We start from the raw sequence: 23,722 nt of genomic DNA, 5'->3' as shown, positions 1-23,722 counted from the left end.
TTTCACATTCTCTGCAGGCGGCTCAGGATCTCGTCCAGCGCCGCACGTCCCGGTGCCCTGCTGGTCTGATCTCGAAGGGCCGAATTGGCCGGATCCACCCACCGCCACAGTTCCGGCCCGAATTGGTGGATACCCGCCGTCTCGACCGCTCGGCGGTTCTTCGCCACCCGCTGGCCGCTGGACAACTCGAACTCCTTGGCCAGCAGGGGACGCAAGTGCCGGTCCCACTCGGCACGGGTGCCGTCCGCGCGGTCGGCGAGCATCTGCGCCCTGGCGTGCCAGCGCTGCAGCATCTCCGCGGGGCCGTTCTCCATATCGTCGATCCGGTCCTCGCCCCTGGCCTCGGCGCGCTCGAGCAGCGACCAGATCAGCCAGCCCAGCGCCACCGCCACCGGGATCCCGGCGACGACCAGCAGCAACCCGCGAGCGCGCTCGACCGCCGCCAGCTCGATCACCCCGACCACGATCACGCTGGTGATCACCACCCCCATCCGATTCACGCCGTGTCCTTTCTCGCCCGGCCGGTCATGCGGGCACCTCCCCTTGCAGGTCCGCGAGCACGATGCGCAGCAGTTGCTCGGCCCGCATGCGCTGCCACTCGAGCATGGCGTGCGGGCTGAACCTGGCCTCCTCGAACAGGGCGACCAGCTCGCGGGCGGACGCGTCGTGCAGCGCGCCGCGTTCGAACGCGCGGGCCAGCACTTCCATCGGGGTATCCGAGACCAGTGGGGCGGCGGAGCGGTCGGAGGCGAGGCCGCGCTCCATCGCGACGTAGCACGCGATGATCGCGGTGCGCGGGTCCTGGCCGGGGGCGTTCATCGCGGCCAGCCCCATCTCGGCCGCGCGTGCGAGCGAGTCCGCCACGGTGGGCGCCGCCGCGGCCGCGGGCGCCGGGGCGTGCACCGGCTTGCGCCGGGAGGACACGGCGACCACGACCAATCCACTCATCGCCACCGTCAGCAGGCCCACGGCCGCGATTCCGGCCAGCACCAGCGCCGTCCCGGTGAGCTCCGCGGACCGGGGGTCGTACTCGGCGGGCGGCGCGGTCCCCGGCTCCGGCGCGGTGCCCGTGGTGGTGGCGGGCGCCGCCGGGCGGGCCGGTTCGCTCGGCCCGCCGGCGCCGATGAAGTAGATCGCCGACGCGGCCGCGAGCAGCAACGCCAGCAGCGCGAGCGCGCCGAGCACCGCCAGCCCGGCCCGCCCGAGACGCCACTGCGTGCGCTCGTCCTCGCGTTCCGGCTCGGGCATGGCCAGCGGCAACCGGTGCTGGCTCGCGATCACGCCCGCCAGCAGGATCACGATCGACACCGACAGCAGCACCGGCATGAGCGCGACCGACAAGGCGGACGGGGCATGCCCGCGCGGCTCACTTTCGGTAATTCCTGGGATGTATCCGTGCAGGGCTATGGCGGCAAAAGCCAGCAGCGTGATCAGCACGATCACGCGCGATATCGGCGCTCGCGCCCGGGCCACTGCGTACCACCAAATCTGAGTACTGCACAAAACAGCCACATAGTTACATGCCGGATGGTCCGCTCGGGATGGAATGGAATACTTCGGAGTCCCTCCTCTTAAACCGCGGCTGTGCCAGGTGGCCACCGGACGGCTGGGACGGCCGCGGTTCCCGGGCGATTTCGGGCGAGGATTGGGACAATTCACAAAGACGGCTCGTCAAACGTGAGATATCCGGCACCCCGCGAACGCCCCGCACCAGCTCGCCGAGCACCGAAGACGCGACAACGGCGAGTTCGCGATCGGCGTCATAGAGAACATCGACGACGTTCACGAAACGCATCGCCCAGTCGGGCGGAACTGCACCCAGCAGCGGCACATCCCGGATTTCCCAGCGGCGAAATCGTTGGGACAGTGCAACATAATCCGCCGCGGAGGTCGGGACCCCGCACAATGCGGCGAAGTCGATGACCAGTGTGTCGTCGTCCGTCGCGATGGCGTGCAATCTTCGGGCGCCGACGGATATCTCGACGGCCGATCCGTTCTCCCCTTGTGCCTCCTCAGTATTCCACGCGCCCGCGGTCGAAATCCGCGGCGCGTGCCACCGTGGCGCCACGACGTATCGTCCGGCCGCGAATCCGGTGCGGCGGCCGCTAGAACCGAGGCCGCGATAGTCGATCGCGCCGTCGACCGCCACCACGTCCATGCGTGCGAGGATGCGCTCGATCGTCGGTAGGAAACGATCGTGGAACAGCGGATTCGGCAGCAGTTCGGCAGGCGGGTAGTTCGAGGTCACCACCAGCACGATGCGGCGGGCGAACAGCGCGTCGAGCAGTCGCGCGATCAGCATCGCGTCGCCGATGTCGTGCACGTGGAATTCGTCGAAGCAGACCAGCCGGGCGTCGCCGAGCAGCGCGTCCACGGCGGCGTCGATCGAGCCGGACGCGTGCGCCGCGGCGTGCAGACCCGCGAAGAACTGGTGGAAGTGGTAGCGCCGCTTGTGTTGCGAGGCCACTTCCGCGAAGAACCGGTTCATCAGCATGGTCTTGCCGCGCCCCGGCCTGCCGTAGAGGTAGATCCCGCGATGACGCCGCACCGGCCTGCCGCGCCGGTCGACCAACTCCCGCAACCGCGCCGCCGCCAACTGCTGCTCGGAATCCCACTGGATGACATCGGGTTCCATGACACCTCCTCGTCCTCTACATTTGTAGAGGACGAGCCGCGCGGCGGCCAGGAAGGGTGATCATGTCCACAGGCGACCGGCGCGTGCTCCTCGTCGACACGGCGATCGAACTGATCGCGACGCGGGGCCTGCGGGCGCTCACGCACCGGGCGCTGGACACCGAACTCGGCCTGCCCGGCGGGTCGGCCTCGTACTATTTCCGCACCAAACGCGCCCTGGTCGAGGCCATCGTGGACCGGATCACCACCCGCTCGCGCGACGATTTCGCCGCGGCCGCGCTGGCGCCGACCGGCGCCGCCACGCCCGAGGCGGTCGCCGAGACCATCGCCGCCTGGCTCGACCGGCTGCTGGCCGAGCGGCGCGCGCACCTGATCGCCCGCCACGCCCTGCTGCTGGACCTACTGGACGATCACGACCTGCGGCCCCGACTCGCGCACAGCCTGTTCTCCACCGAACGCGCCCGCGACCTCTTCCAGGCCATGGGCGCGACCGACCCCGGCGCCAGGGCCGACGACTTCGTCGCCGTAGTCGAGGGCGCGGTGTTCGACCGCTTCGCGGGCAACCGCACGGCCCTGCGCCCGAACACACCGGAGAGCGTGCGGCAACTCGCCCGGCTGATCGGTCCCCACCTGAGCGTCTGATCGATGCCGCTACCCCGTCCAGCCCCGCTGGCTGTAGGTCGCTCCCGTTCGGTAGCCGCGGATGCCCGCGGCCGGATAGGGGATGAGCGTTTCCGGAAGGTTCGCCAGCGGAAACCATCGCAACTCGTAGGACTTGTCGGGCTCGCGGTTGACCGGTTCGCCCGACCAGCGGCGAGCCTCGAAGAACAACCCGATCCGAGCCTCCCGCCCGGACCCGACGACGTGCGCGGTGTGGACATGCCGCAGATCCTCCGGATCGATCACCACGCCGACCTCTTCGCACGCCTCGCGGACCACCGCGGCCAGCGCCGACTCCCCTACCTCCAGCTTCCCGGCCGGCAGGTGCCACAACCCGTCGAACTCGTCGGCGCTGCGCCGTCTGCTCAGCAACAACTCCTCGCCGCGCAGCAACAGCACGTGCACGTCCACCAGATGCCGGGCCACCACCGCAACCAACCTACGCGCCTGCCCGTGGCCCCGAGCCGACTCAGCCCGCGGTGAGAACGAGCCCGGAGGTGGGGACGCCGGTGCCCGCGGTGACCAGGACGTTGGTCGCGTCGGGTACCGGGTTGACCGAGGTGCCGCGAATCTGGCGCACGGCTTCGGCGATGCCGTTCATCCCATGGATGTACGCCTCCCCGAGCTGGCCGCCATGGGTGTTCAGCGGCAGGCGGCCCCCGACTTCGATCGCCCCGTCGGCGATGAAGTCCTTCGCCTCGCCCCGGCCGCAGAAACCGAGCTCCTCCAGTTGCATGAGGACGAACGGGGTGAAGTGGTCGTAGAGGATGGCGGCCTGCATGTCCTGCGGACGCAATCCGCTCTGCGCCCACAGCTGGTCGCCGACCAGGCCCATCTCCGGAAGGCCGGTCATGGCGTCACGGTAGTAGCTGGTCATCACGTACTGGTCGGCGCCGGAACCCTGGGCGGCCGCGGCGATGACCGCGGGCCGCTGCGGCAGGTCGCGGGCCCGTTCGACGCTGGTGACCACGATCGCGACGCCGCCGTCGGACTCCTGGCAGCAGTCCAGCAGGTGCAGCGGCTCGGCGATCCAGCGGGAATTCTGGTGGTCGGCCAGGGTGATCGGCTTGCCGTAGAAGAACGCCGCCGGATTCACCGCGGCGTGCTTGCGATCGGCCACGGCCACCCGGCCGAAATCTTCGCTGGTCGCGCCGTAGACGTGCATGTAGCGCCGGGCGACCATCGCCACCTGCGCGGCCGGTGTGCCCAGCCCCTGCGGGTAGGACCAGCCCGCGTCGATGCCCGAGGAGGTGGGCGCGGTGGCCAGTGCGGTGGAGAACTGCCCGAACCGCGACACCGACCGCTCGTTGAACGCGCGGTAGGCCACGACGACGTCGGCGATTCCGGTGGCCACCGCCATGGCGGCCTGCTGGATGGTGGCGCAGGCCGCGCCACCGCCGTAGCCGATGTGGCTGAAGAACTTCAGCTGCGGAATACCGACCGCCCTGGCCACGGCGGCTTGGGTGTTGGTGTCCATGGTGAACGTGGTCAGGCCGTCCACGTCGGCGGGTGTCAGGCCCGCGTCGGCCAGCGCGGCGGTGACCGCCTCCGCGGCCAGCCGCAGTTCGCTGCGGCCGGAGTCCTTGGAGAAGTCGGTGGCGCCGATGCCGACGACGGCCGCGCGGCCGGAAATCTTCTGCTCAGTCATTGGCGCTCCGCAACGCGATGACGGCCGTGGCCGTGATGTGGTCGCCCAAGCTGTCCTTGCCGATCACGTCGATGTGTATGTCCTCGCCTTCCAGCGCGGTCACCGTGCCGGTCAGCGTCAGCGTGTCCCCCGCGTAGAGCGGCACGCCCAGGCGCAACGCGATCGACTTGACGATGGCGCGCGGGCCCGCCCAGTCGGTGACGAAGCGCTGCACCAAGCCGGTGTCGGTGAGAATGTTGACGAAGATGTCCTTCGACCCGCGAGCGACGGCCTTGTCCCGGTCGTGGTGCACGTCCTGGAAATCCCGGGTGGCCAGCGCGGTGCTGATCACGAAGGTGGGATCGGCGTCGATCACCAACTCCGGCAGCGCCGTGCCGACCCGCACGGACTCCGGTTGCACGGCGGCGCTCAAGACACCACCTGCCACACCGGCAGGGTCGCCTCGTCGTCGAGCTTCTCGAAGCCCACCTCGACCGGCAGGCCGACCCGCACCTCGGCCGGGTCGATGCCGCGCAGTTCGCCGAGCATGCGCACGCCCTCCTCCAATTCGACCAGCGCCACCACGAACGGCAGCCGCCGTCCCGGCACCTTCGGCGCGTGGTGCACGACGTAGCTGAACACGGTGCCGCGCCCGGAGGCGACGACGTAATCGGTCGGTTTCGACTTGTCCTCCCAGATGGCCGGGATGGGGGGATGCCGCAGCGATCCGTCCGGCAGCCGCTGGATGCGCAACTCGCCCGCTTTGGTTCCCTCCCAGAAGAACTCGGTATCCCAGGAGACCAGCGGCTTCACCCGCTCGCCCGCGGCCGGTTCCGCCGCCGCGGTGCCGGGCGCGAATTTCAGCAGCCGGAACAGCATCTCGGCGACCACTTCGTCGCCGACCCGCCAGGTGGTCCGGAAGGTGACGAACCACCCCTCGCCCAGCGCGGTGCGCTTCGGGCCGCGGATGTCCGACAGCGTGCTGGTCACCGAAACCTGCTCACCGACGTTGAGGTAGCGGTGGTAGGTCTGCCGGCAGTCCGTGGCCACCACGGAGGTGTAACCCGCGGCGTCGAGCAGCTCGGTGGCCGCCCCCATCGGGTCGTCGGCGGGCCGGGACCCGTTGAGCCCGAACATGGTCCACACCTGGGCCATGGCGGGCGGCGCGACGATGCCGGGATGCCCCGCGGCGCGCGCCGCCTGTTCGTCCACGTAGATCGGGTTGGCGTCGCCGAGCGCCTCGACCCAGTTGTTGATCATCGGCTGGTTCACCGGGTCACGCCCGAAACGGGGCGCGCTCTCACCCGCCGCCCGAATCGCTTCGGCGGCGGCGACGATCGCGTCCGCAGTTGTGGTGTCCGGCACGCGCGGCTCCTTCACTCGTTATCGGGGTACTCGCGGCAACCGGAGACCGGCCGAGGCGACCAGTTCGCGCATCACCTCGTTGACGCCACCGCCGAAGGTGACCACGAGGTTCTGCTTGGTCCTGCGGTCCAGCCAGGTCAGCAGTTCGCCGGTGGCCGGGTCGGCCGGGTCGCCGAAGCGGCCGACGATCTCCTCGGCGAGCCTGCCCGCCTCCTGCAGCGATTCGGTGGAGTAGACCTTGGTGGCGGACGCGTCGGCGATCACTTGGGACTGGTCGCCGTCTACCCCGGCGGCGGGCGTGCCGGGCCCGGAGGCGGTAGCGGAGCGTGACCACGCAGGGCCCTGCGAACGCCGCCCATCAGACGCAGCGGCCACCTGCCAGTTCAGCAGTTCGTTCAGCCGGACCATGGCGTGGATGCGACCCAGCGCGCGACGCACGTCCGGTTCGGCGAGCACGCCGCGCGGTTGCGCCCAGTCACGCACCCGGTCGTAGAGCTGCTCGATCTTGCCGGACGGCCCCAGGCTCACCCGCTCGTGGTTGAGCTGCGTCGTGATCAGCTTCCAGCCCCGGTTCTCCTCGCCGACCAGCATGTTCGCCGGAACGCGCACGTTGTCGAAATAGGTCGCGTTGGTGTGGTGGGCGCCGTCGCAGGTGATGATCGGCGTCCACGAGTAGCCGGCGTCCTTCGTGTCCACGATCAGGATGGTGATGCCGCGGTGGCGCGACTCGGCCGAGCCGGTGCGGCAGGCCAGCCAGACATAGTCGGCTTCGTGCGCGCCCGTGGTGAAGATCTTCTGCCCGTTGACGATCCAGTCCCCGGATTCGTCGCGCACCGCCGACGTGCGCAGCGCGGCGAGGTCGGTGCCCGCCTCCGGCTCGGAGTAGCCGATCGCGAAATGGATGTCTCCGGAGAGGATTCCGGGCAGGAACCGCTGCTTCTGCTCCGCGGTGCCGAACTGCTGCAAGGTGGGGCCGACGGTCAGCAGCGTCACCAGCGGAAGCGGGACGTCGGCCCGGACCGCCTCGTTGAAGAAGATCTGCTGCTCGACCGGGCCGAACCCCTGGCCGCCGTACTCCTTGGGCCAGCCGACGCCGAGCCAGCCGTCGCGCCCCATCCTGCGCACGACGGCGCGGTAGGCGTCGCCGTGCCGATTCACCGCCATCTCGGACTCCTCCTCGGGAGTCACGAGATCGGCGAAGTAGGCACGCAATTCCTCGCGTAGCCGACGTTGCTCGGTGGTCAGGTCGATGAACATCTGGCCCCCAATCGATCGAGTCGGAACGACGCGCCGCCGAGCCAGCGAGCGATGTCCTTGGCTTGTGAGTAGTAGCGGTGCATCGGGTGGGTCACGTCCACCCCGAGGCCGCCGTGCAGGTGATGACACTTCTGCATGGCCGCGGGCAGTTGTTCGGTGACGGTGTAGGCCAGGATCTCCAGGTCGTCGTCGGTGCGCTCGCGGTGTTCCTGGCTCGTATCGTCCTGGGCCAGCGCCCAGTTCGCCGAGACCGCGGCCACGTGCAGAGTGCGGGAGACGACGTACAGATCCGCGATCTGCTGAGCGACGGCCTGGAACTCGGCCAGCGGCCTGCCGAACTGGCGGCGGGTCCGCAAATGCTCCGCGGTGAGCGTGATCGCCCCCTTGAGCAACCCATCGGCTACCGAGCCGATGGAAGCCAGCGCCAAACGGTGCAGGTCCGTCAGGCCGGTTGTCCACAAGTGTTCGGCGGGTATCTCCACCTGGTCCAGCCGCACGGTGTATTCGGGGATGCCGCCGGAGACCGGCGTAGGCGTCAGCGTGAGCCCTTCGGCCTGGACATCGACGAGGGCGATACCGGAATTGGTGGGCACCAGCAGCCAACTCGCCTGCTCGGCATAGGGCACGGCCACCTTGCACCCGCTGATCCGCACGGTGTTTCCACTGGTGACCGCGATGGTCTCCGGTTCGACGGTGAAAGGCGCCCCGGCTTCGCTCAGCGCAGCCGTGAGCACCGTCCCCTTGGCGATGTCGGGCAGCACCCGTGCCACCACGCTCTCCGGCGCACTCGCCACCAGCGGCAGCACGCCGAAGCCCAGCGTCGGAAGGGCGGGTATCGCGACCGCGTCCGTCGCCAGCTCGGTCAGTAGAGCCGCCACCTCGAGCAGCCCCATTCCGTCACCGCCGTGCCGCTGCGGCACCGCCACGACAAGCAGTCCGGTGTCGACCAGTCTCGGCCACAGCTCCATATCGCGAGCGGGTTCTCGTTCCAGCAAGCTCACGACGACTTCGGCCACCGCGTCCTGGCCCTCGTCCCTGGTGAAATCCACGTTTTCTCCCGGTTGTCGGCGACTAGCTGTTCGCGTCGCGAGGCAGCCCGAGAATCCGCTCACCAGCCACGGTGAGCAAGATCTGCTCAGTTCCACCAGCGATCGATAGACAGCGCGTGAGCAGAAATTCCTGCACTACTTCGGAATCCTGCGCGCCGGAAAGCCCTGCCGTCTCGACAGCGAATTCCGCGACCGCTTGGCGGTGGCGCACCCCGACCAATTTGCGAACACTACTCTGCGCACCCGGGTCTCCCCCGGCAAGCAACTTCACTGCCGCGCGTTGTTCGAGCAAAAGTCCGGCGACGGCCTCTGCGACGAATCCGCCGAGGCGGTCGTTCACCAGTTCGGCGCCGGGGCCCGTGGCGGGCGATTTCGCGATCAGCTCTTCGAGCACCGGACCGATGCCATTGCCGCCCATGGCGACCCGCTCGGTCGCCAAGGTCGATCGGGCGATTTTCCATCCATTGTTCAGTGCGCCGACGACGCCGTCGTCGGGCACGAACACGTCGTCGAGGAATACCTCACTGAAACGCGCCTCCCCGGTGATCTGCACCAGTGGGCGCACTTCGAGTCCGGTGCTGTGCATATCGACCAAGAAGTACGTGATGCCACGATGTTTGGGTGCGTCCGGATCGGTACGAGCCAGGCAAATCGCCCAATTCGCCTTGTCTGCCAGAGAAGTCCACACCTTTTGCCCGCGCAACACCCAGCCGCCGTCCACCTTTTTCGCGGTGGTGCGCAGCGCGGCCAGGTCGGAGCCCGCTTCGGGTTCGCTGAACAGCTGACACCAGATCACCTCGCCGCGCAGCGTCGGCCAGGCGAAGCGCTCGATCTGCTCCGGTGTGCCGTGTTGCAACAGCGTCGGAATCGCCCAGCCGCCGATGGCCAGGTCGGGCGCCGTGAGCCCGGCGCGGCGCAGTTCCTCGGAGATCACCAAACCGGTCATCGGATCCGCGGCGCGCCCGTAGGGCCGCGGCCAATGCGGCATGGCAAGGCCCGCCTCGACCAGTGCGTCGCGCTGCCGATCGGCGGGCAGGGCCGCGATCCGCGCGACTTCGGCGGCCAGTTCGTCCGCGGTGCCACTGTCCACGGCCACGCCCTCAGCGGCGAAGACCCGATCCGCGCCGGTGGTGCGCCGCAGGCCCTGACGGGTGAGCTCGGTGACCCGGGCCCGCCAGTGCGCCGAGCCGCCGAGCAGTTGCCGCAGCGCCGTCGCCCGGCGCAGGTACAGGTGCGCGTCGTGCTCCCAGGTGAAGCCGATGCCGCCGAGCACCTGGATGCAGTCCTTGGCGGTCTCGACCGCGGCGTCCAGGGCGATCGCGGCCGCGATGGCGGCGGCGATCGGCAGTTCGGCGCCGCCGTCGTCCACGGCGGCCGCGGTGTCGGCCGCGACGGCGCGAATCAGTTCGGTGCGGCACAGCATCCACGCGCAGATGTGCTTCACCGCCTGGAAGGAACCGATCTTGCGGCCGAACTGCTCGCGCACCTTGGCGTACTCGACGGCGGTCTCCAGGCACCAGCCCGCCAAACCCGCCAGCTCGGCGGCGACCAGCGCGACGAGAAGGTCTTCGGCGCCGTGTGGCGCGACGAACACCCGCTCCGCGGGCACCCGCAGGTCGGCGCAGTGCACCCGGGCCAGCGGCGTGCTCGGGTCCAGCGGCGCGAGCGCCTCCACCCGCAGGCCGTCGGCGTCGGGCGGGATCAGGCACCAGCGCTGCCCTCGCGGGTGGTCCACCGGCAGCAGCACGGCGGTGCCCGGTGCGGCGCCGAGCACGGAATCCCAGGTACCCGTGAGCAACACACCGTCGCTTGCGGCGGGTACGCTCACCGTCGCACCGACGACGAAGTCGAGCGCTACACCGCAGGGCAGGTCCTCATCGAGCTGTCCCGTGGTGATCAGGTTGGCCAGAGCCGTTGCCAGCACGGGGCCGCCGACCAGGTCGTGCGCCGCCTGCTCGATCAGCACGGCGAGATCGGCGACCGATCCACCCGCACCGCCCGCGTCCTCGGCCACCGCGACCCGGAAGATCCCGATCTCGGCGAGCGCGGGCCAGTAGGCGCGCCAGAAGTCGGCCGCGCCGGTTCGCATTGTTGCAATTGGACGGACCGAGGCGGCCCATCCGCGCATCGACTCCTGCACGGCTTTATGCTCGTCAGTGGTGGCGATGGTCACACTCCATACCGCCTTTCCGGCGTGACTCCCACACCTAGAACATGTTCTAATATCCTAGCCGGGCGGAAGTCAAGACACCATCGCCGCCGAGGCGAGACCGCGCACGCAGCCGACGAAACGACGTTCCCGGAAAGGACTTTCATCAATGGCCAGTCCGTCCCGATCGCAGCCAGCCGACCCGAGCGCGGCCCGGCCCGCCGCCACGGTCACCACGCTCAGTGAGGACGAGCTGAGTTCGGCGGCGCAGCGCGAACGGCGCAAGCGGATTCTGGACGCGACCTTGGCACTCGCGTCCAAGGGCGGTTACGACGCGGTCCAGATGCGCGCGGTCGCCGAGCGCGCCGACGTCGCGGTCGGCACGCTGTACCGCTACTTCCCGTCGAAGGTGCACCTGCTGGTCTCCGCGCTGTCGCGCGAATTCGAGCAGATCGAGGGCAAACGCAAGCCGCTTGCCGGGCAGTCTCCGCAGGAGCGCATGCACCTGCTGCTCACCCAGATCACCCGGATGATGCAGCGCGACCCGCTGCTCACCGAGGCCATGACCCGGGCGTTCATGTTCGCCGACGCCTCCGCCGCCGCCGAGGTGGACCGCGTGGGCAAGGTGATGGACCGTGTCTTCGCGCGGGCCATGAACGACGGCGAGCCCACCGAACGCCAGCTGGCCATCGCGCGGGTGATCAGCGACGTATGGCTGTCGAATCTGGTCGCTTGGCTGACCCGGCGCGCGTCGGCCACCGACGTCACCGAACGCCTGGAACTGACCGTCGACCTCCTGCTCGGCGAACGCAACCAGTAAGCTCTACCGGGATCTCTCAGCGCACATCGAGCGAATTCGGCGCCCGGTCACCCATCGGGCCCGAATCAACCCCTGTGCTGCGACGAAGCTCACCCGCTCGGATCCCGTTGCCGTTAGCTGGGAAGATCCACCGGACACCGGTTCAGCACCTGCGTTATCGTGCGCACGCGGACCGGCGCGCTTCTGTGCGGCAAATTCAACACAGTATTGTTTTGCCCGCCCCCGTAAAGAACTCCTCCGATCACTAGGTTGGATGCGTGAGCGCACAGGATCTGCCACTGGAACTTCGCCGTGCACTGTCGACGGTCGCGCGCGTGCCACGGCTGCTGGTCGCATCGGACTACGACGGGACACTCGCGCCCATCGTGTCCGACCCGGCCAAAGCCTTTCCCCATCGGGAATCGGTGAGCGCGTTACGAGCCCTCGCCGGCCTGACCGGGACCACCGCCGCCGTGATCTCCGGCCGCGCGCTGCGAGATCTCGCGGCGCTGTCGCGCCTGCCCGTCGAGGTGCAACTGATCGGCAGCCACGGTTCGGAATTCGACGTCGGCTTCGTACACGCGATCGACAACGACGCCAAGCACCTGCTCCAAGAGGTGCAGACGGCGCTGAACCAGGTCGCCGCGGACAACCCCGGGGTCACCGTCGAGATCAAACCGGCCAGCGTCGCGTTGCACGTGCGCAACGCCAGCCCGGAGATCGGCCACCGCGCGCTGTCGCAGGTCCGGCTCGGCCCGGCGTGCTGGTTCGGCGTGCAGGTCACCGAGGGCAAGGCCGTCATCGAACTGGCCGTGGTGCAGACCGACAAGGGCACCGCACTGGACACCGTCCGGCATCAGGCGGGGGCCTCGGCCGCGGTGTTCTTCGGCGACGACGTCACCGACGAGAAGGCGTTCCGGGTGCTCTCGGGCCCGGACGTGGGCATCAAGGTCGGCGACGGCGAGAGCCTGGCCAAGTTCCGGGTGGACAGCACCGAGGCCGTGGCCTGGGCGCTGGCCTACCTGCTGGAGGAGCGCCGGACCTGGCTGGCGGGGGCGAGCGCGCCGCGCATCGAGCGGTTGACCATGCTCGCCAGCCCGCGCTCGGTCGCGCTGCTCACCCCCGACGCCACGGTGACCTGGTTCTGCCACCCGGAACCGGATTCGGCCGCGGTGTTCGCGCACCTGCTCGGCGGCCCGCAGGGCGGTCACTTCACCATCGAGCCCGAGCGGCCAGGGCTGCCGCTGTCGCAGCGCTACGTCGACGGCACCATGACCGTCGAAACCCGTTGGGCCAGCCTGCAAGTCACCGACTACCTGCCGCACGACGTGGCGTCCAACCGGACCGACCTCACCCGGGTGATCACCGGTCACGCGAAAGCCGTGGTCACCTTCGCACCCCGGCCGGAGTTCGGCCAGGTGCCGGTGAACCTCGAAGCGCAAGAGGGCGGCCTGCGCGTGCACGGCACCAACGACCCGATCGTGCTGCGCTCCCCCGGCGTGCGGTGGGAGATCGTCTTCGACGGAACGCACGAGTCGGCACGGGCCGTGGTCGATCCGTCCCAGGGCGCGGTCGTACTCGAACTGCGCTGCGGCACCAGCGATCTGGATCCCGCGGAGAGCAACGAGACTCAGCGGCGACGCGAGGCGGAGCGGTACTGGTCGGAGTGGGCCTCCAAGCTCACCCTGCCCCCGCTGAAGCCCGACCTGATGAAGCGCTCCGCGCTGACCCTGCGCGGCCTGGTGCACGCGCCGTCCGGTTCGATCCTGGCGGCCGCCACCACCTCGCTGCCCGAGGACATCGGCGGCGTGCGCAACTGGGACTACCGCTACTGCTGGCTGCGCGACGCGGCGCTGACCGCGCAGGCATTGGTCTCGCTGGGCTCGCTCACCGAGGCCGAGGACTACCTCGGCTGGGTGCACCGGGTGCTGGAGACGCTGCCCGGCCCGGAGCGCCTGCACCCGCTGTACACGCTGTACGGCGAGACGCTGCCGCCGGAGGCCTCGATCGACCAGCTGCCCGGCTACGCGGGCTCGCGCCCGGTGCGCGTCGGCAACGCGGCCAACATGCAGGTCCAGCTGGACGTCTTCGGCCCGATCGTCGACCTCATCGCGACCTTGGCGCACGCCAGGGAGTTGCGCGGGGTCACCGATCCGGCCGGCGTGCTGCCGGACGCCGACTGGGAGCTGGTGTGCGCCATGGTCGCGGCGGTGCAGCGGCGCTGGCAGGAGCCCGACCACGGCATCTGGGAGATCCGCGGCAACCCCCGCCACCACGTGTACTCGAAGGTGATGGGCTGGCTGACGGTCGACCGGGCGCTGACCCTGGCGCAGAAGTTCGATCGCGAGGTCGATCCGGCCTGGCCGGTGCTGCGCGACACCATCGCCGACGAGGTCAAGGCCAAGGGCTGGAACGACGAGGTGCAGTCCTACACCGCGGCCTACGACGGCACCGACCTGGACGCGGCCACGCTGCACATCGGGTTGAGCGGCCTGATCGACCCGTCCGACCCCCGCTTCGCGGCGACCGTCGTGGCGACCGAGGCCGAGCTGCGCAGCGGCTCGACCGTCTACCGCTACCACCACGACGACGGCCTGCCCGGCGGCGAGGGCGGATTCCACCTGTGCGCGGCCTGGCTGGTCGAGGCGTACCTGCTGATCGGCAAGCGCTCGGACGCCGAGGCGCTGTTCGCTCAGCTGGTCGACGTCGCGGGCCCCACCGGGCTGCTCAGCGAGGAGTACGACCCGGTAGCCGAACGCTCGCTCGGTAACCATCCCCAGGCGTACAGCCATCTCGGCCTGTTGCGCTGCGCGCAACTGCTCGGACAGCCGGTGGAGGCCGCGCTGGTCTGAAGATCCGAGCTCACCCGAGGGCCCGCGAACGAGGAATCGTGAACGGGCCCTTGGTTTTTGCGTTCCGCATCGGCGTTGCGTCCTACCGTTGGACCGGATTTGCTAGAGTTAACGGGAACGATTTCCATTTTGATCTGCCGGATTGCCAGGAGTACCCCGCGTGAAAACCAGATTCGCCATGAAGTGTGCAGGCATTGCCGTGGGGTTCGCGTCCGTAGCGACGATCGTCGCCTGCGGCGACTCAACCGACTCCGATCGGCCGACCGTCGTCACCTCCACCGACGTCTGGGGTGACATCGCCGTGGCCATAGCGGGCCCCGATGCCACCGTCCGGTCGCTGATCACCGATCCGAACGCCGACCCGCACTCGCACGAGACCTCCGCTGTCGAGTCGGCCGAACTGAGCGACGCCGACCTGGTGGTCTACAACGGCGGCGGCTACGACGAGTTCGCCGAGAAGGCAGCGGCGGGCACGAACAAGCGCACGGTGGACGCGTTCTCGCTGCGGGTGGATCAGAGCGACGAGAACGAGCACGTCTGGTACGACGTGCGCACCGTCGGCGTGGTCGCCGACCGGATCGCCGCCCAGCTCGGCGAACTGGACCCGGGCAAGGCAGGGGCCTACACCGAGCGTGCGACGACCTTCAAGAACCGGCTCGCCGCGGTGACCGCCATCACCGGCAAGCTCGCCGCCGAGCACCCGAAAACGCCGGTGCTGCAAACCGAGCCCCTCGCGCACTACCTCTTGGTCGCGGCCGGAGCCGACGATCTGACTCCGCACGAGTTCCAGGAAGCCATCGAGCAGGAGACCGATCCGGCGCCCGCGGCCGTCGCGGCGACCCAGGATCTGCTCAGCGGTAAGCGGGTCCGCGCCCTGATCTACAACGTGCAGACCGAGGACAAGATCACCAAGGACCTGCGCGGCACCGCGCAGAACGCGGGCGTCACCATCGTCGAGGTGACCGAAACCCTGCCCGAGGGTCAGGATTACATTCAGTGGCAGACCAAGAACGCGCAGGCGCTGGCCGCCGCGCTGGGTTGAGCCGATGAACAAGGCGGCCGCGCTGACCGAGCACACCGACCGGATGGATCGGCGGCGACCTGACCCCGGCGACGACTCGGCGGCGGTGCGCCTGGAGGCGGCGCGATTGTCGTTCGGCGATCGAACCCTCTGGGAGGGGCTGGATCTCAGCGTCGCCCCCGGTGAATTCGTCGCGGTGCTCGGACCGAACGGGTCGGGCAAGACCTCGCTGCTGAAGGTGTTGCTGGGCCAGCTCGCCTTGAGTTCCGGGACGGCTCGGATCGCGGGCTCGCCCGCGCGCACCGGCAATCACGACATCGGCTATGTGCCGCAGCAGAAGACGATCGACGCCGGGGTGCAGTTGCGCGGCGTCGACCTCGTCGGGCTCGGCGTCGACGGGCATCGCTGGGGCCTCGGCCTACGCTCCCGGGCCGAACGCAAGCGCAAGGTGGCCGCGGCCGTCGCCGACGTCGGAGCGGAGCACTTCGCCTACGCGCCTTTGGAATCCATGTCCGGCGGCGAGCAGCAGCGCCTGCGGGTGGCGCAGGCGCTGGTCGGCGATCCGAAGGTACTGCTCTGCGACGAGCCGCTGCTCAGCCTGGACCTGGCGAATCAGCGCCTGGTCGCCGAACTGATCGATCGCAGGCGGCGCACCCACGACACCGCGGTGCTCTTCGTGACGCACGAGATCAATCCGATTCTGCCCCTGGTGGATCGGGTGCTGTACCTGGTCGACGGTCAGTTCCGGATCGGGACGCCGCAGGAGGTGATGACCTCGGCGGTGCTCTCGGAGCTGTACCACACCGAGGTGGACGTGCTGCGGGTACGCGGGCGCCTGGTCGTCGTCGGCACCGGCGACACCATGGACGCGCTCGGCACGGCGGGCGGTCACTGCCACGGCCCCGCGGGCGACGAATTCGGCCAGGGTGTGTCCACTGCGGAGGGCGCCGGGACATCGGCCGCCGACAGCTACTCGAATTCGACCGGGGCAGCCAGTACCGACGACTCGGCTCGACAGGCATCAGGGGAACCCGTCACCATCGCGGCGGCAACCACCGATCCATCCTCGAGCGACTCGGACGGAACCAACGTGACAACCGGTCACTCCGCCTCGCCCGGAGTCGGAGAACCGACCCGGACCGACTCGACACCGGACGACGGCGCGACGGCGGGAGAGGCATCGACCCATGCGACGCCGAGCGCTCCGGCCGACCTCGTCGACGGCGACGGCGGCCGCCCGGCCCCGCATGAGAGCGGAGTGCGTTCGTGACCGACAAGCTCTCCGGCGTCCTCGGCAAGATGCTGGACTTCGGCACCACGGCGAACCTGCTGTCCTACGGCTTCGTGCAGCAGGCGCTGCTCGCCGCGGCCCTGCTCGGACTGCTGTCCGGGGTGATCGGCCCGCTGATCATCAGCAGGCAGATGTCCTTCGCCGTGCACGGCACCAGCGAACTGTCCCTGACCGGGGCCGCCGCCGCGCTGCTGGCCGGTGTCGGTGTCGGTCTCGGCGCCATCGCGGGGTCGGTGGTCGCGGCGGTGCTGTTCGGCCTGCTCGGTACCCGGGCGCGCGAGCGCGATTCGGTGATCGCGGTGGTGCTCTCGTTCGGGCTGGGTCTCTCGGTGCTGTTCCTGTGGCTGGGCCCCGACCGTGCGGGATCGAAGTTCTCCCTGCTGACCGGCCAGGTGGTGAGCGTCGGCAACAACGGCCTCGGCCTGCTCGCCGTCTGCACCGCCGGGGTGATCGCGGTGCTCGCGTTCGTCTACCGGCCGCTGCTGTTCGCCAGCTCCGATCCGGAGGTGGCGGTGGCGCGCGGGGTTCCGGTGCGTGCGCTGTCCATCGTGTTCGCTGTGCTGCTGGGCATCACGGCGGCGTTCGGAGTGCAGATCGTCGGGGCGCTGCTGGTTCTCGCCCTGCTGATCACCCCGGCGGCAGCGGCGGCGCAGCTCACCGCGGACCCGATCCGGGCGACCGTCCTCGCCGTGGTGTTCGCCGAAGTCGCCGCGGTCGGTGGCATCCTGCTGTCGCTGGCGCCGGGCGTCCCCGTCTCGACCTTCGTCACCACCATCTCGTTCCTGATCTACCTCGCCTGCCGCCTGCTGGGCAGCCGTAACCGCAGGCTCGCCCGCGCCCGCTGAGACCGCTCAGGGCCCGCCGCACGGTCTTCCGCAGCCCTGCAGAGCCCGTGGAGCCTCGGGGTGGGTGATTCGCATGGTCGCGACCGTCGCTGCGGTCTTGTCGCCACCGCGTCGAACCCCAGTTGCGTCTCTGCGACGGCGGCTCCGCGTGCCGCAGCAGGAATGCCGAGGCCCGCACGATCACGGCGGGGATCTCCTCGTCGGGCTCACCGGCTCCCCGGGGGTACTCGTTCCGATGATCGCAACGATGCCCGGTTTGCCGACGGCACCGCATCCGGTGGTTATCGCCGCAGCTCAGGGCGCTACCACCACCTGATGGCATCTTTGATGGCATCCGCCTTCAGTCATTTCCGGACGCTTTCGTAAGCTCGACGCATCGCGCCCCCGAACGAATGGTGACCAACGATGATCGATTTCGCGATTCCCGCCGAGCTCGCCGCCGAACGCGACCGAGTCCGCCGTTTCGTCATCGACAAGATCGTGCCGTACGAGCGGGACCCGCGCCTGACCGCGCACGGCCCGACCGACGAGCTGCGGCAGGAACTCGTCGAACTCGCCCGCGCCGAGCAGCTGCTCACCGTGCAGGCGCCCGAATCGCTCGGCGGGCGCGGGCTGACCCACATCGAGCAGGCCGTGATCTACGAGGCGGCGGGCTGGTCCACGCTCGGCCCGGTCGCGATGAACTGCGCGGCGCCCGACGAGGGCAACATGTTCCTGCTGTCCAAGGTGGCCGACCCCGACCAGGTGCAGCGCTACCTGGCCCCGGTGATCGCGGGCCACCAGCGCTCGGTCTTCGCCATGACCGAGCCGGACGGGGCAGGCTCCGACCCGGCCCAGCTGTCCACCGCGGCGAGCTTCGACGGCGAGCACTTCACCATCAACGGCCGGAAATGGCTGATCACCGGCGCCAACGGCGCGAAGACCTGGATCATCATGGCGCGCCTTGCCGCCAACCCGCACCTGCCCGAGGGCCCCACGCTGTTCCTCGCCGACGGTGACGAGCCCGGCATCGTCCTCGAGCGCACGATGAACACGATGGACCGCAACTACGTCGCCGGGCACGGCGTGGTCCGCTTCGACAACCTGGTCCTGCCCAGGGAAGCACTGCTCGGCGAGGCGGGCCAAGCGCTGCGCTACGCCCAGCTCCGGCTCGCCCCGGCCCGCCTGACCCATTGCATGCGCTGGCTCGGCGCCGCCGAACGGGCCCAGAGCATCGCGATCGAGCACGCGCGCACCCGCACCGCGTTCGGCAAGCCGATCGGCGAGCACGAGGGCGTTTCGTTCATGTTGGCGGACAACGAGATCGCACTGCACCAGTGCAGGCTGACCATCTGGCACGCGTGCTGGCTGATGGACAACGGCGAGAAGGCGCGGCACGAGAGCTCGATCGCCAAGTCGTTCGTCTCCGAGGAGCTGTTCAAGGTCGCCGACCGGTGCGTACAGGTGCTCGGCGGCATCGGCATCAGCGACGAGACGGTGGTCGAGATGATCTTCCGGGACATGCGGGCCTTCCGGCTCTACGACGGGCCGACCGAGGTACACAAGTACGCCATCGGGCGCAAGGTGCTGCGCGGATAGCTGAGGACTTTCGGCCCGAGGTCAGGTCCGCCTCCGTCGGCTAACATCCTGTGGCATGAGTTCGGAACTGCACGTCGATGTCTCCAGGGGCGTCGCCGTGCTCACGCTCAACCGGCCCGCGCAACAGAACGCCTTCACCCCCACGATGGCCGCCGAATTGGGCGCCGCCTTGCAGCGGTGCGATGCGGAAGACGCCATTCGTGCCGTGATCGTCACCGGCACCCCGCCCGCGTTCTGCGCGGGCGCGGATCTGTCCAATCGAGTCGGCGAGGTCAGCGCCACCATCGATCCTCCGCCGTGGCGGGTGCGCAAACCGGTGATCGCGGCGGTGAACGGCCACGCCGTCGGCATCGGCTTGGCGCTCGCCCTCCAATGCGACCTGCGGTACATGGCGCGCGACGCGGTCTACGGGCTGAACCAGGTCCGTCGCGGCGTCCTGGCCGACGGCTACGCGCACTGGACGCTACCCCGGCTCGTCGGCATGGCCAACGCCGCCGACATCATGCTGACCGGGCGCACGTTCGACGGCGACGAGGCGAAGGCGATGGGCCTGGCCAACAGCTCGCTACCCGGGGGCGAGGTGCTGCCGACCGCGCTCGCCGTCGCGCACGACCTCGCCAACGGTTCGGCCCCGCTCCCGGTGGCGCTGTCCAAGAGGCTGCTGTGGGAAGGGCTCGGCATGACTCCTACGGTGGTCGGGCAGCTGGAATCGGAGCTGAACCAGCACGCGACCAAGAGCATCGACGGCGGCGAGGCCATGGCCGCCTTCCGGGACCGCAGGCAACCCAGCTGGTCCGGCAGCGTCAGCACGGAATGGCCCGCCTGGGACGGCGCGGATCGCGAACGGCCCAGTCTGGACTAGGGCGGACGCGTCTGGGCCGCTGTGGACGGACTCCGCCCGAACTACGGCCCTATTGTGCGTGCCACACGGCCCGGCGCTGTGGACGAACCTCCATCCCGCCGCCGGCGCCCAACGGCCGAACGTTACCTCCGCCCATTCGGTCCGGCGGCGCTTCGCCTCTCAAGCGTTGCCGCCGAGCAGGATGAGCACGAACAGCACCGCGAAGATGATCATCAGGACGGTGCCGACGACGCCGAGGATGTAGCCGACCATCACCTGGGCACGGCCACTGTACGCGCCGCCGGACTCCTCGATCTGGTCGAGCGCGCGCCGCCCCAGCGCCCACGCCACCGGCCCCAGCACCCCGCAGCAGAGGACGCTCACCGCGCCGAGGAACAACACCGCAGTCGCGTTCGGATGCTCGACCGTCTGACCGATGGGCTGATTGGGTATCACCACCAGCCGAATTCTACTGGGATGCGCCGCCTCTCCGGGTCTTTAGACCGTACGAGTCGGTAATGCCGAGATTCGGCGGCAGGTCATGCGATTGGTGATGCTCCGGTTTCGGGCGTATCCGCCGAGTTACTCACGTTCTTACGAAATCCATTGTCGCGTGCTGCCATTCGCGAGATCGCCGGGCGCGACAGCACTCGACGTCGCGTCGGCGAGGAATTCGTCCTGGATACCGCAGACCGGTTGAAGCCGCCCTGGCGCCGTCCCGCGAGCGACGCCCGGCAGCAGCCGGACCATGCCCAGCTACGCGCCGATTCCCTGGCCGCTGGATTGTTCGCCGCACCGGCAAGCCCTGCGCAGAGGTCGGCGAACGACGATACCGACTGACGAACTCTCCTCAGGCGCGTCGTTGCCGGGCGACTTCGGAGAGCACGACGCCGGCGGCGACCGACGCGTTCAACGATTCCACCGGGCCCGCCATCGGGATCGACAGGATCGCGTCACAGGACTCCCGGACCAGGCGGGAAAGCCCTTTGCCCTCCGAGCCGACCACGATCACGGTGGGTTCACGGCCGTCGAAATCGTCCAGGGAGGTATCGCCACCGGCGTCCAAACCGACGATCTGAACACCCTGCGACGCCCAATCCTTCAGCGTGCGAGTGAGATTCGTCGCGCGGGCGACCGGGAGCCGAGCGGCGGCGCCCGCACTGGTGCGCCAGGCAACCGCCGTGACACTCGCGCTGCGCCGCTGCGGGATCAGCACGCCGTGTCCACCGAAGGCCGCCACGGAGCGAACCACCGCGCCGAGATTGCGCGGGTCGGAGATGTTGTCCAGGGCGACCAGCAGCGCGGGCTGCGCGGAACCGCGCGCCCGGTCGAGCAGGTCGTCCGGGTGGGCGTAGCGGTACGGCGGCACCTGGAGGGCGACGCCCTGGTGCAAGCCGTTGGCACTCATCCGGTCCAGGTCGGTGCGCGGAACCTCCAGGATGGAGATGCCCTTATCGGCGGCGAGCCGCACGCTCTCGGTCAGCCGATCGTCGTTCTCGGTGCCCACCGCGACGTACAGCGCCGTCGCGGGCACACCCGCGCGCAGACACTCGATCACCGGATTGCGCCCGAGCACCAACTCCGGACCGTCGTCGGTCTTGCGCCCCGCGGGCCGGGAGGCCGCGCCACGGCCTTGCGCGGCCTTGGTTTTCGCGGCCGCCCGCTTGGCCGCCGGATGCTTGGTCCGCATCTCGGCGGGCGGGGTCGCGCCGCGGCCTTCCAGCCCGCGCCTGCGCTTGCCGCCGGAGCCGACCACGGCGCCCTTCTTGCTACCGCTCTTGCGGACCGCACCTCGGCGCTGCGAATTTCCTGCCATCACTCGGCCTTTCCGGATTGCGGTTCGCCGAGTGCCCATTCGGGACCGTTGGCGGTGTCGGTGACCTCGATGCCCGCTGACTGCAGGCGGTCGCGCACGCCGTCGGCGGTCGCCCAGTCCTTCGTGGCCCGCGCCTCCTGGCGGCGGTCGAGTTCCGCACGCACCAGCACGTCCAAAGCGCCGATCGCCGCGGAGGAATCACTCGGGGTGTACCAGTGCGGGTCCAGCGGATCGACGCCGAGGATGCCGAGCATGGCGCGCACCTGGCTCGCCAGATCGCGAGCGGAGTCGATCGCGCCGACCTCCAGCGCCTTGTTACCCTCGTGCACCGCGCGGTGGATCTCCGCCAGCGCCTTCGGCACCGCCAGATCGTCGTCGAGGGCGGCGGCGAACGCGTCGGTCCACTTGCCCACCGGAATCTCACCGGCCCGGTCCACCACCCGATTCACGAACGCCTCGATGCGCTGGTAGGACTGCGCCGCGTCGTGCAGCGCCTTCTCCGAGTACTCCAGCATCGAGCGGTAGTGCGCGCTGCCCAGGTAGAACCGCAGTTCGACGGCACGTACCTGTTTCAGCACGTTCGGCACCGACAGCACATTGCCCAGCGACTTGGACATCTTCTCCCCGCCCATGGTCACCCAGCCGTTGTGCAGCCAGTACCTGGCGAAGCCGTCACCGGCGGCCTTCGACTGGGCGATCTCGTTCTCGTGGTGCGGGAACACCAGATCCATACCGCCGCAGTGGATGTCGAACTCCGCACCGAGGTAGAACTCGGCCATCGCGGAGCACTCCAGGTGCCAGCCGGGGCGGCCGGGCCCCCACGGCGACGGCCAGGTCGGCTCGCCCGGCTTGGCCGCCTTCCACAAGGTGAAGTCGCGCGGGTCGCGTTTGCCCTCGCCCGCGCTCTCACCCTGGTGCACGTCATCGAGCTTGTGACCGGACAGCTTGCCGTAGTCGGGATAGCTGACCACGTCGAAGTAGACGTTGCCCGCCGAGGCGTAGGCGTGCCCGCGGTCGATCAGCCGCTGCATCATGTCGGCCATCTGGGTGATGTGGCCGGTGGCGCGAGGCTCCGCGGACGGCGGCAGCACACCGAGCTTTTCGTAGGCACGGTCGAAGGCGCGCTCGTGCGTAGCGGCCCACTCCCACCACGGCCTGCCCGCTTCGGCGGCCTTGGTCAGGATCTTGTCCTCGATATCGGTGACGTTGCGGATGAACCAGACGTCGAAGTCGTGCGCCAGCAACCAGCGTCGCAGCACGTCGAACGCGACTCCGCTGCGCACATGGCCGATGTGCGGCTCACCCTGCACGGTGGCGCCACAGAGGTACACCGAGGCACGGCCGGGGACCAAGGGCGCGAAATCGCGCACGGTCCGCGTGTCGGTGTCAAAGAGGCGCAGCGTCACGGCAGTCGATCCTAGCTGGTGTATAAGGTCGTTCACGGACCGGCTCGGGTCCGCCGGAGCAGGATCAACGACAGGCTTGCAGCAGGGCCGTCGCCACGGCGGCGACACCCTCGCCGCGACCGGTCAGCCCCAGGCCGTCGGTGGTGGTGCCGGACACCGACACGGGAGCGGCGAGCAGCTCGCCGAGCACCTGTTGCGCCTCGGCGCGCCGGGGCCCGATCTTGGGGCGGTTGCCGATCACCTGCACCGCCGCGTTGACCACTTCGAAGCCCGCCTCGCCCAGCAGCCTGCGCACTTCCTTCAGCATGGCCGCGCCGGAGACACCCGCCCATTCGGGGCGTCCGGTGCCGAACACCGCGCCGACATCGCCGAGACCGGCCGCGGACAGCAGCGCGTCGCACAGCGCGTGCGCGGCGACGTCGCCGTCCGAGTGGCCTGCGCAGCCGTCGTCGCCGTCGAACAGGAGACCGGCCATCCAGCAGGGCCGGCCCGCTTCGATCGGATGGACGTCACTGCCGATGCCGACGCGCAT

General features: G+C 69.5%; 21 protein-coding genes and 1 pseudogene. 8 read left to right on the top strand and 14 right to left on the bottom strand.

Annotation, left to right across the window (positions count from 1 at the left end; genetic code table 11):
* Window positions 1-2: 2 nt before the first annotated feature.
* From LTT66_RS15330 to zapE, 3 genes are all read right to left on the bottom strand, one after another.
* The gene (locus tag LTT66_RS15330) at window positions 3-491 is read right to left on the bottom strand and encodes a hypothetical protein (RefSeq protein WP_233069271.1); all 489 of its coding nucleotides are present in this window, start codon (window positions 489-491) and stop codon (window positions 3-5) included.
* A gap of 34 nt (window positions 492-525) precedes the next feature.
* The gene (locus tag LTT66_RS15325) at window positions 526-1,443 is read right to left on the bottom strand and encodes a DUF4129 domain-containing protein (protein ID WP_233068043.1); all 918 of its coding nucleotides are present in this window, start codon (window positions 1,441-1,443) and stop codon (window positions 526-528) included.
* Between the two features lie 73 nt (window positions 1,444-1,516).
* A complete protein-coding gene (zapE, locus tag LTT66_RS15320) occupies window positions 1,517-2,635 on the bottom strand; it encodes a cell division protein ZapE (protein ID WP_233068041.1) in 1,119 nt (372 codons plus the stop codon).
* Between the two features lie 62 nt (window positions 2,636-2,697).
* Between zapE and LTT66_RS15315 the strand changes: the two genes are divergently transcribed.
* On the top strand, window positions 2,698-3,276 hold the full coding sequence (locus tag LTT66_RS15315) for a TetR/AcrR family transcriptional regulator (RefSeq protein ID WP_233068038.1): 579 nt from the start codon (window positions 2,698-2,700) through the stop codon (window positions 3,274-3,276).
* Window positions 3,277-3,285: 9 nt separating this feature from the next.
* Here LTT66_RS15315 and LTT66_RS15310 read toward each other — a convergent pair whose 3' ends face one another.
* From LTT66_RS15310 to LTT66_RS15280, 7 genes are read right to left on the bottom strand one after another with little or no spacing between them, the layout of a single operon-like run.
* The gene (locus LTT66_RS15310; RefSeq protein ID WP_233068036.1) at window positions 3,286-3,723 is read right to left on the bottom strand and encodes an NUDIX hydrolase; all 438 of its coding nucleotides are present in this window, start codon (window positions 3,721-3,723) and stop codon (window positions 3,286-3,288) included.
* Window positions 3,724-3,763: 40 nt separating this feature from the next.
* Complete coding sequence (locus LTT66_RS15305) at window positions 3,764-4,942, bottom strand: lipid-transfer protein (RefSeq protein WP_195094702.1); 1,179 nt, start codon at window positions 4,940-4,942, stop codon at window positions 3,764-3,766.
* A complete protein-coding gene (locus LTT66_RS15300; RefSeq protein WP_408638801.1) occupies window positions 4,935-5,369 on the bottom strand; it encodes a MaoC family dehydratase in 435 nt (144 codons plus the stop codon). The genes LTT66_RS15305 and LTT66_RS15300 overlap by 8 nt, the downstream gene beginning before the upstream one ends.
* Complete coding sequence (locus LTT66_RS15295; protein ID WP_233068026.1) at window positions 5,351-6,286, bottom strand: bifunctional MaoC family dehydratase N-terminal/OB-fold nucleic acid binding domain-containing protein; 936 nt, start codon at window positions 6,284-6,286, stop codon at window positions 5,351-5,353. The genes LTT66_RS15300 and LTT66_RS15295 overlap by 19 nt, the downstream gene beginning before the upstream one ends.
* Before the next feature lie 18 nt (window positions 6,287-6,304).
* Window positions 6,305-7,543, bottom strand: coding sequence for an acyl-CoA dehydrogenase family protein (locus LTT66_RS15290; RefSeq protein WP_233068024.1), 1,239 nt, complete (start codon window positions 7,541-7,543; stop codon window positions 6,305-6,307).
* Window positions 7,528-8,592: an acyl-CoA dehydrogenase family protein gene (locus LTT66_RS15285; RefSeq protein WP_233068022.1), complete on the bottom strand. Its 1,065-nt coding sequence runs from the start codon at window positions 8,590-8,592 to the stop codon at window positions 7,528-7,530. The genes LTT66_RS15290 and LTT66_RS15285 overlap by 16 nt, the downstream gene beginning before the upstream one ends.
* A 22-nt stretch (window positions 8,593-8,614) precedes the next feature.
* The gene (locus LTT66_RS15280; protein WP_408638852.1) at window positions 8,615-10,720 is read right to left on the bottom strand and encodes an acyl-CoA dehydrogenase family protein; all 2,106 of its coding nucleotides are present in this window, start codon (window positions 10,718-10,720) and stop codon (window positions 8,615-8,617) included.
* 190 nt (window positions 10,721-10,910) lie between these two features.
* On the opposite strand from LTT66_RS15280, the gene kstR reads away from it, so the two are divergent.
* The 7 genes and pseudogenes from kstR (at window position 10,911) to LTT66_RS15245 (ending at window position 19,989) form a co-directional block, all read left to right on the top strand.
* Window positions 10,911-11,561 (top strand): cholesterol catabolism transcriptional regulator KstR, encoded by a 651-nt coding sequence (gene kstR, locus LTT66_RS15275; protein ID WP_043686038.1) that lies wholly within the window; start codon window positions 10,911-10,913, stop codon window positions 11,559-11,561.
* A 257-nt stretch (window positions 11,562-11,818) separates the two neighbouring features.
* On the top strand, window positions 11,819-14,392 hold the full coding sequence (gene otsB, locus LTT66_RS15270; RefSeq protein WP_233068018.1) for a trehalose-phosphatase: 2,574 nt from the start codon (window positions 11,819-11,821) through the stop codon (window positions 14,390-14,392).
* A gap of 178 nt (window positions 14,393-14,570) precedes the next feature.
* Window positions 14,571-15,434 (top strand): metal ABC transporter solute-binding protein, Zn/Mn family, encoded by an 864-nt coding sequence (locus LTT66_RS15265; RefSeq protein WP_233069268.1) that lies wholly within the window; start codon window positions 14,571-14,573, stop codon window positions 15,432-15,434.
* Between the two features lie 43 nt (window positions 15,435-15,477).
* Window positions 15,478-16,302 (top strand): annotated as a pseudogene (locus LTT66_RS15260) (metal ABC transporter ATP-binding protein); the annotation flags it as partial.
* Window positions 16,303-16,679: 377 nt separating this feature from the next.
* Entirely contained in the window at window positions 16,680-17,549 is an 870-nt protein-coding gene (locus LTT66_RS15255; protein WP_181719039.1) for a metal ABC transporter permease, read from the top strand.
* Window positions 17,550-17,954: 405 nt separating this feature from the next.
* Window positions 17,955-19,127 carry an acyl-CoA dehydrogenase family protein gene (locus LTT66_RS15250; RefSeq protein ID WP_233068007.1) on the top strand — a complete coding sequence of 391 codons (1,173 nt, stop codon included), beginning with the start codon at window positions 17,955-17,957 and terminating at the stop codon, window positions 19,125-19,127.
* A 55-nt stretch (window positions 19,128-19,182) separates the two neighbouring features.
* Entirely contained in the window at window positions 19,183-19,989 is an 807-nt protein-coding gene (locus tag LTT66_RS15245) for an enoyl-CoA hydratase/isomerase family protein (RefSeq protein ID WP_181719041.1), read from the top strand.
* A 159-nt stretch (window positions 19,990-20,148) separates the two neighbouring features.
* Here LTT66_RS15245 and LTT66_RS15240 read toward each other — a convergent pair whose 3' ends face one another.
* The 4 genes from LTT66_RS15240 to ispF form a co-directional block, all read right to left on the bottom strand.
* Window positions 20,149-20,427 carry a DUF4190 domain-containing protein gene (locus LTT66_RS15240; protein ID WP_195032007.1) on the bottom strand — a complete coding sequence of 93 codons (279 nt, stop codon included), beginning with the start codon at window positions 20,425-20,427 and terminating at the stop codon, window positions 20,149-20,151.
* 391 nt (window positions 20,428-20,818) lie between these two features.
* Window positions 20,819-21,784, bottom strand: coding sequence for a 23S rRNA (guanosine(2251)-2'-O)-methyltransferase RlmB (gene rlmB, locus LTT66_RS15235; RefSeq protein ID WP_195032008.1), 966 nt, complete (start codon window positions 21,782-21,784; stop codon window positions 20,819-20,821).
* Window positions 21,784-23,190: a cysteine--tRNA ligase gene (gene cysS, locus LTT66_RS15230; protein ID WP_233067992.1), complete on the bottom strand. Its 1,407-nt coding sequence runs from the start codon at window positions 23,188-23,190 to the stop codon at window positions 21,784-21,786. The genes rlmB and cysS overlap by 1 nt, the downstream gene beginning before the upstream one ends.
* Before the next feature lie 64 nt (window positions 23,191-23,254).
* Complete coding sequence (gene ispF / locus LTT66_RS15225) at window positions 23,255-23,722, bottom strand: 2-C-methyl-D-erythritol 2,4-cyclodiphosphate synthase (protein ID WP_043686080.1); 468 nt, start codon at window positions 23,720-23,722, stop codon at window positions 23,255-23,257.

Origin of the sequence: Nocardia gipuzkoensis (genome assembly GCF_021183645.1) — a bacterium.
Classification (GTDB): Bacteria; Actinomycetota; Actinomycetes; order Mycobacteriales; family Mycobacteriaceae; genus Nocardia; species Nocardia abscessus.
Note: the sequence above shows the minus strand (reverse complement) of the source record. Positions and strands in the feature narration are given on the sequence as shown.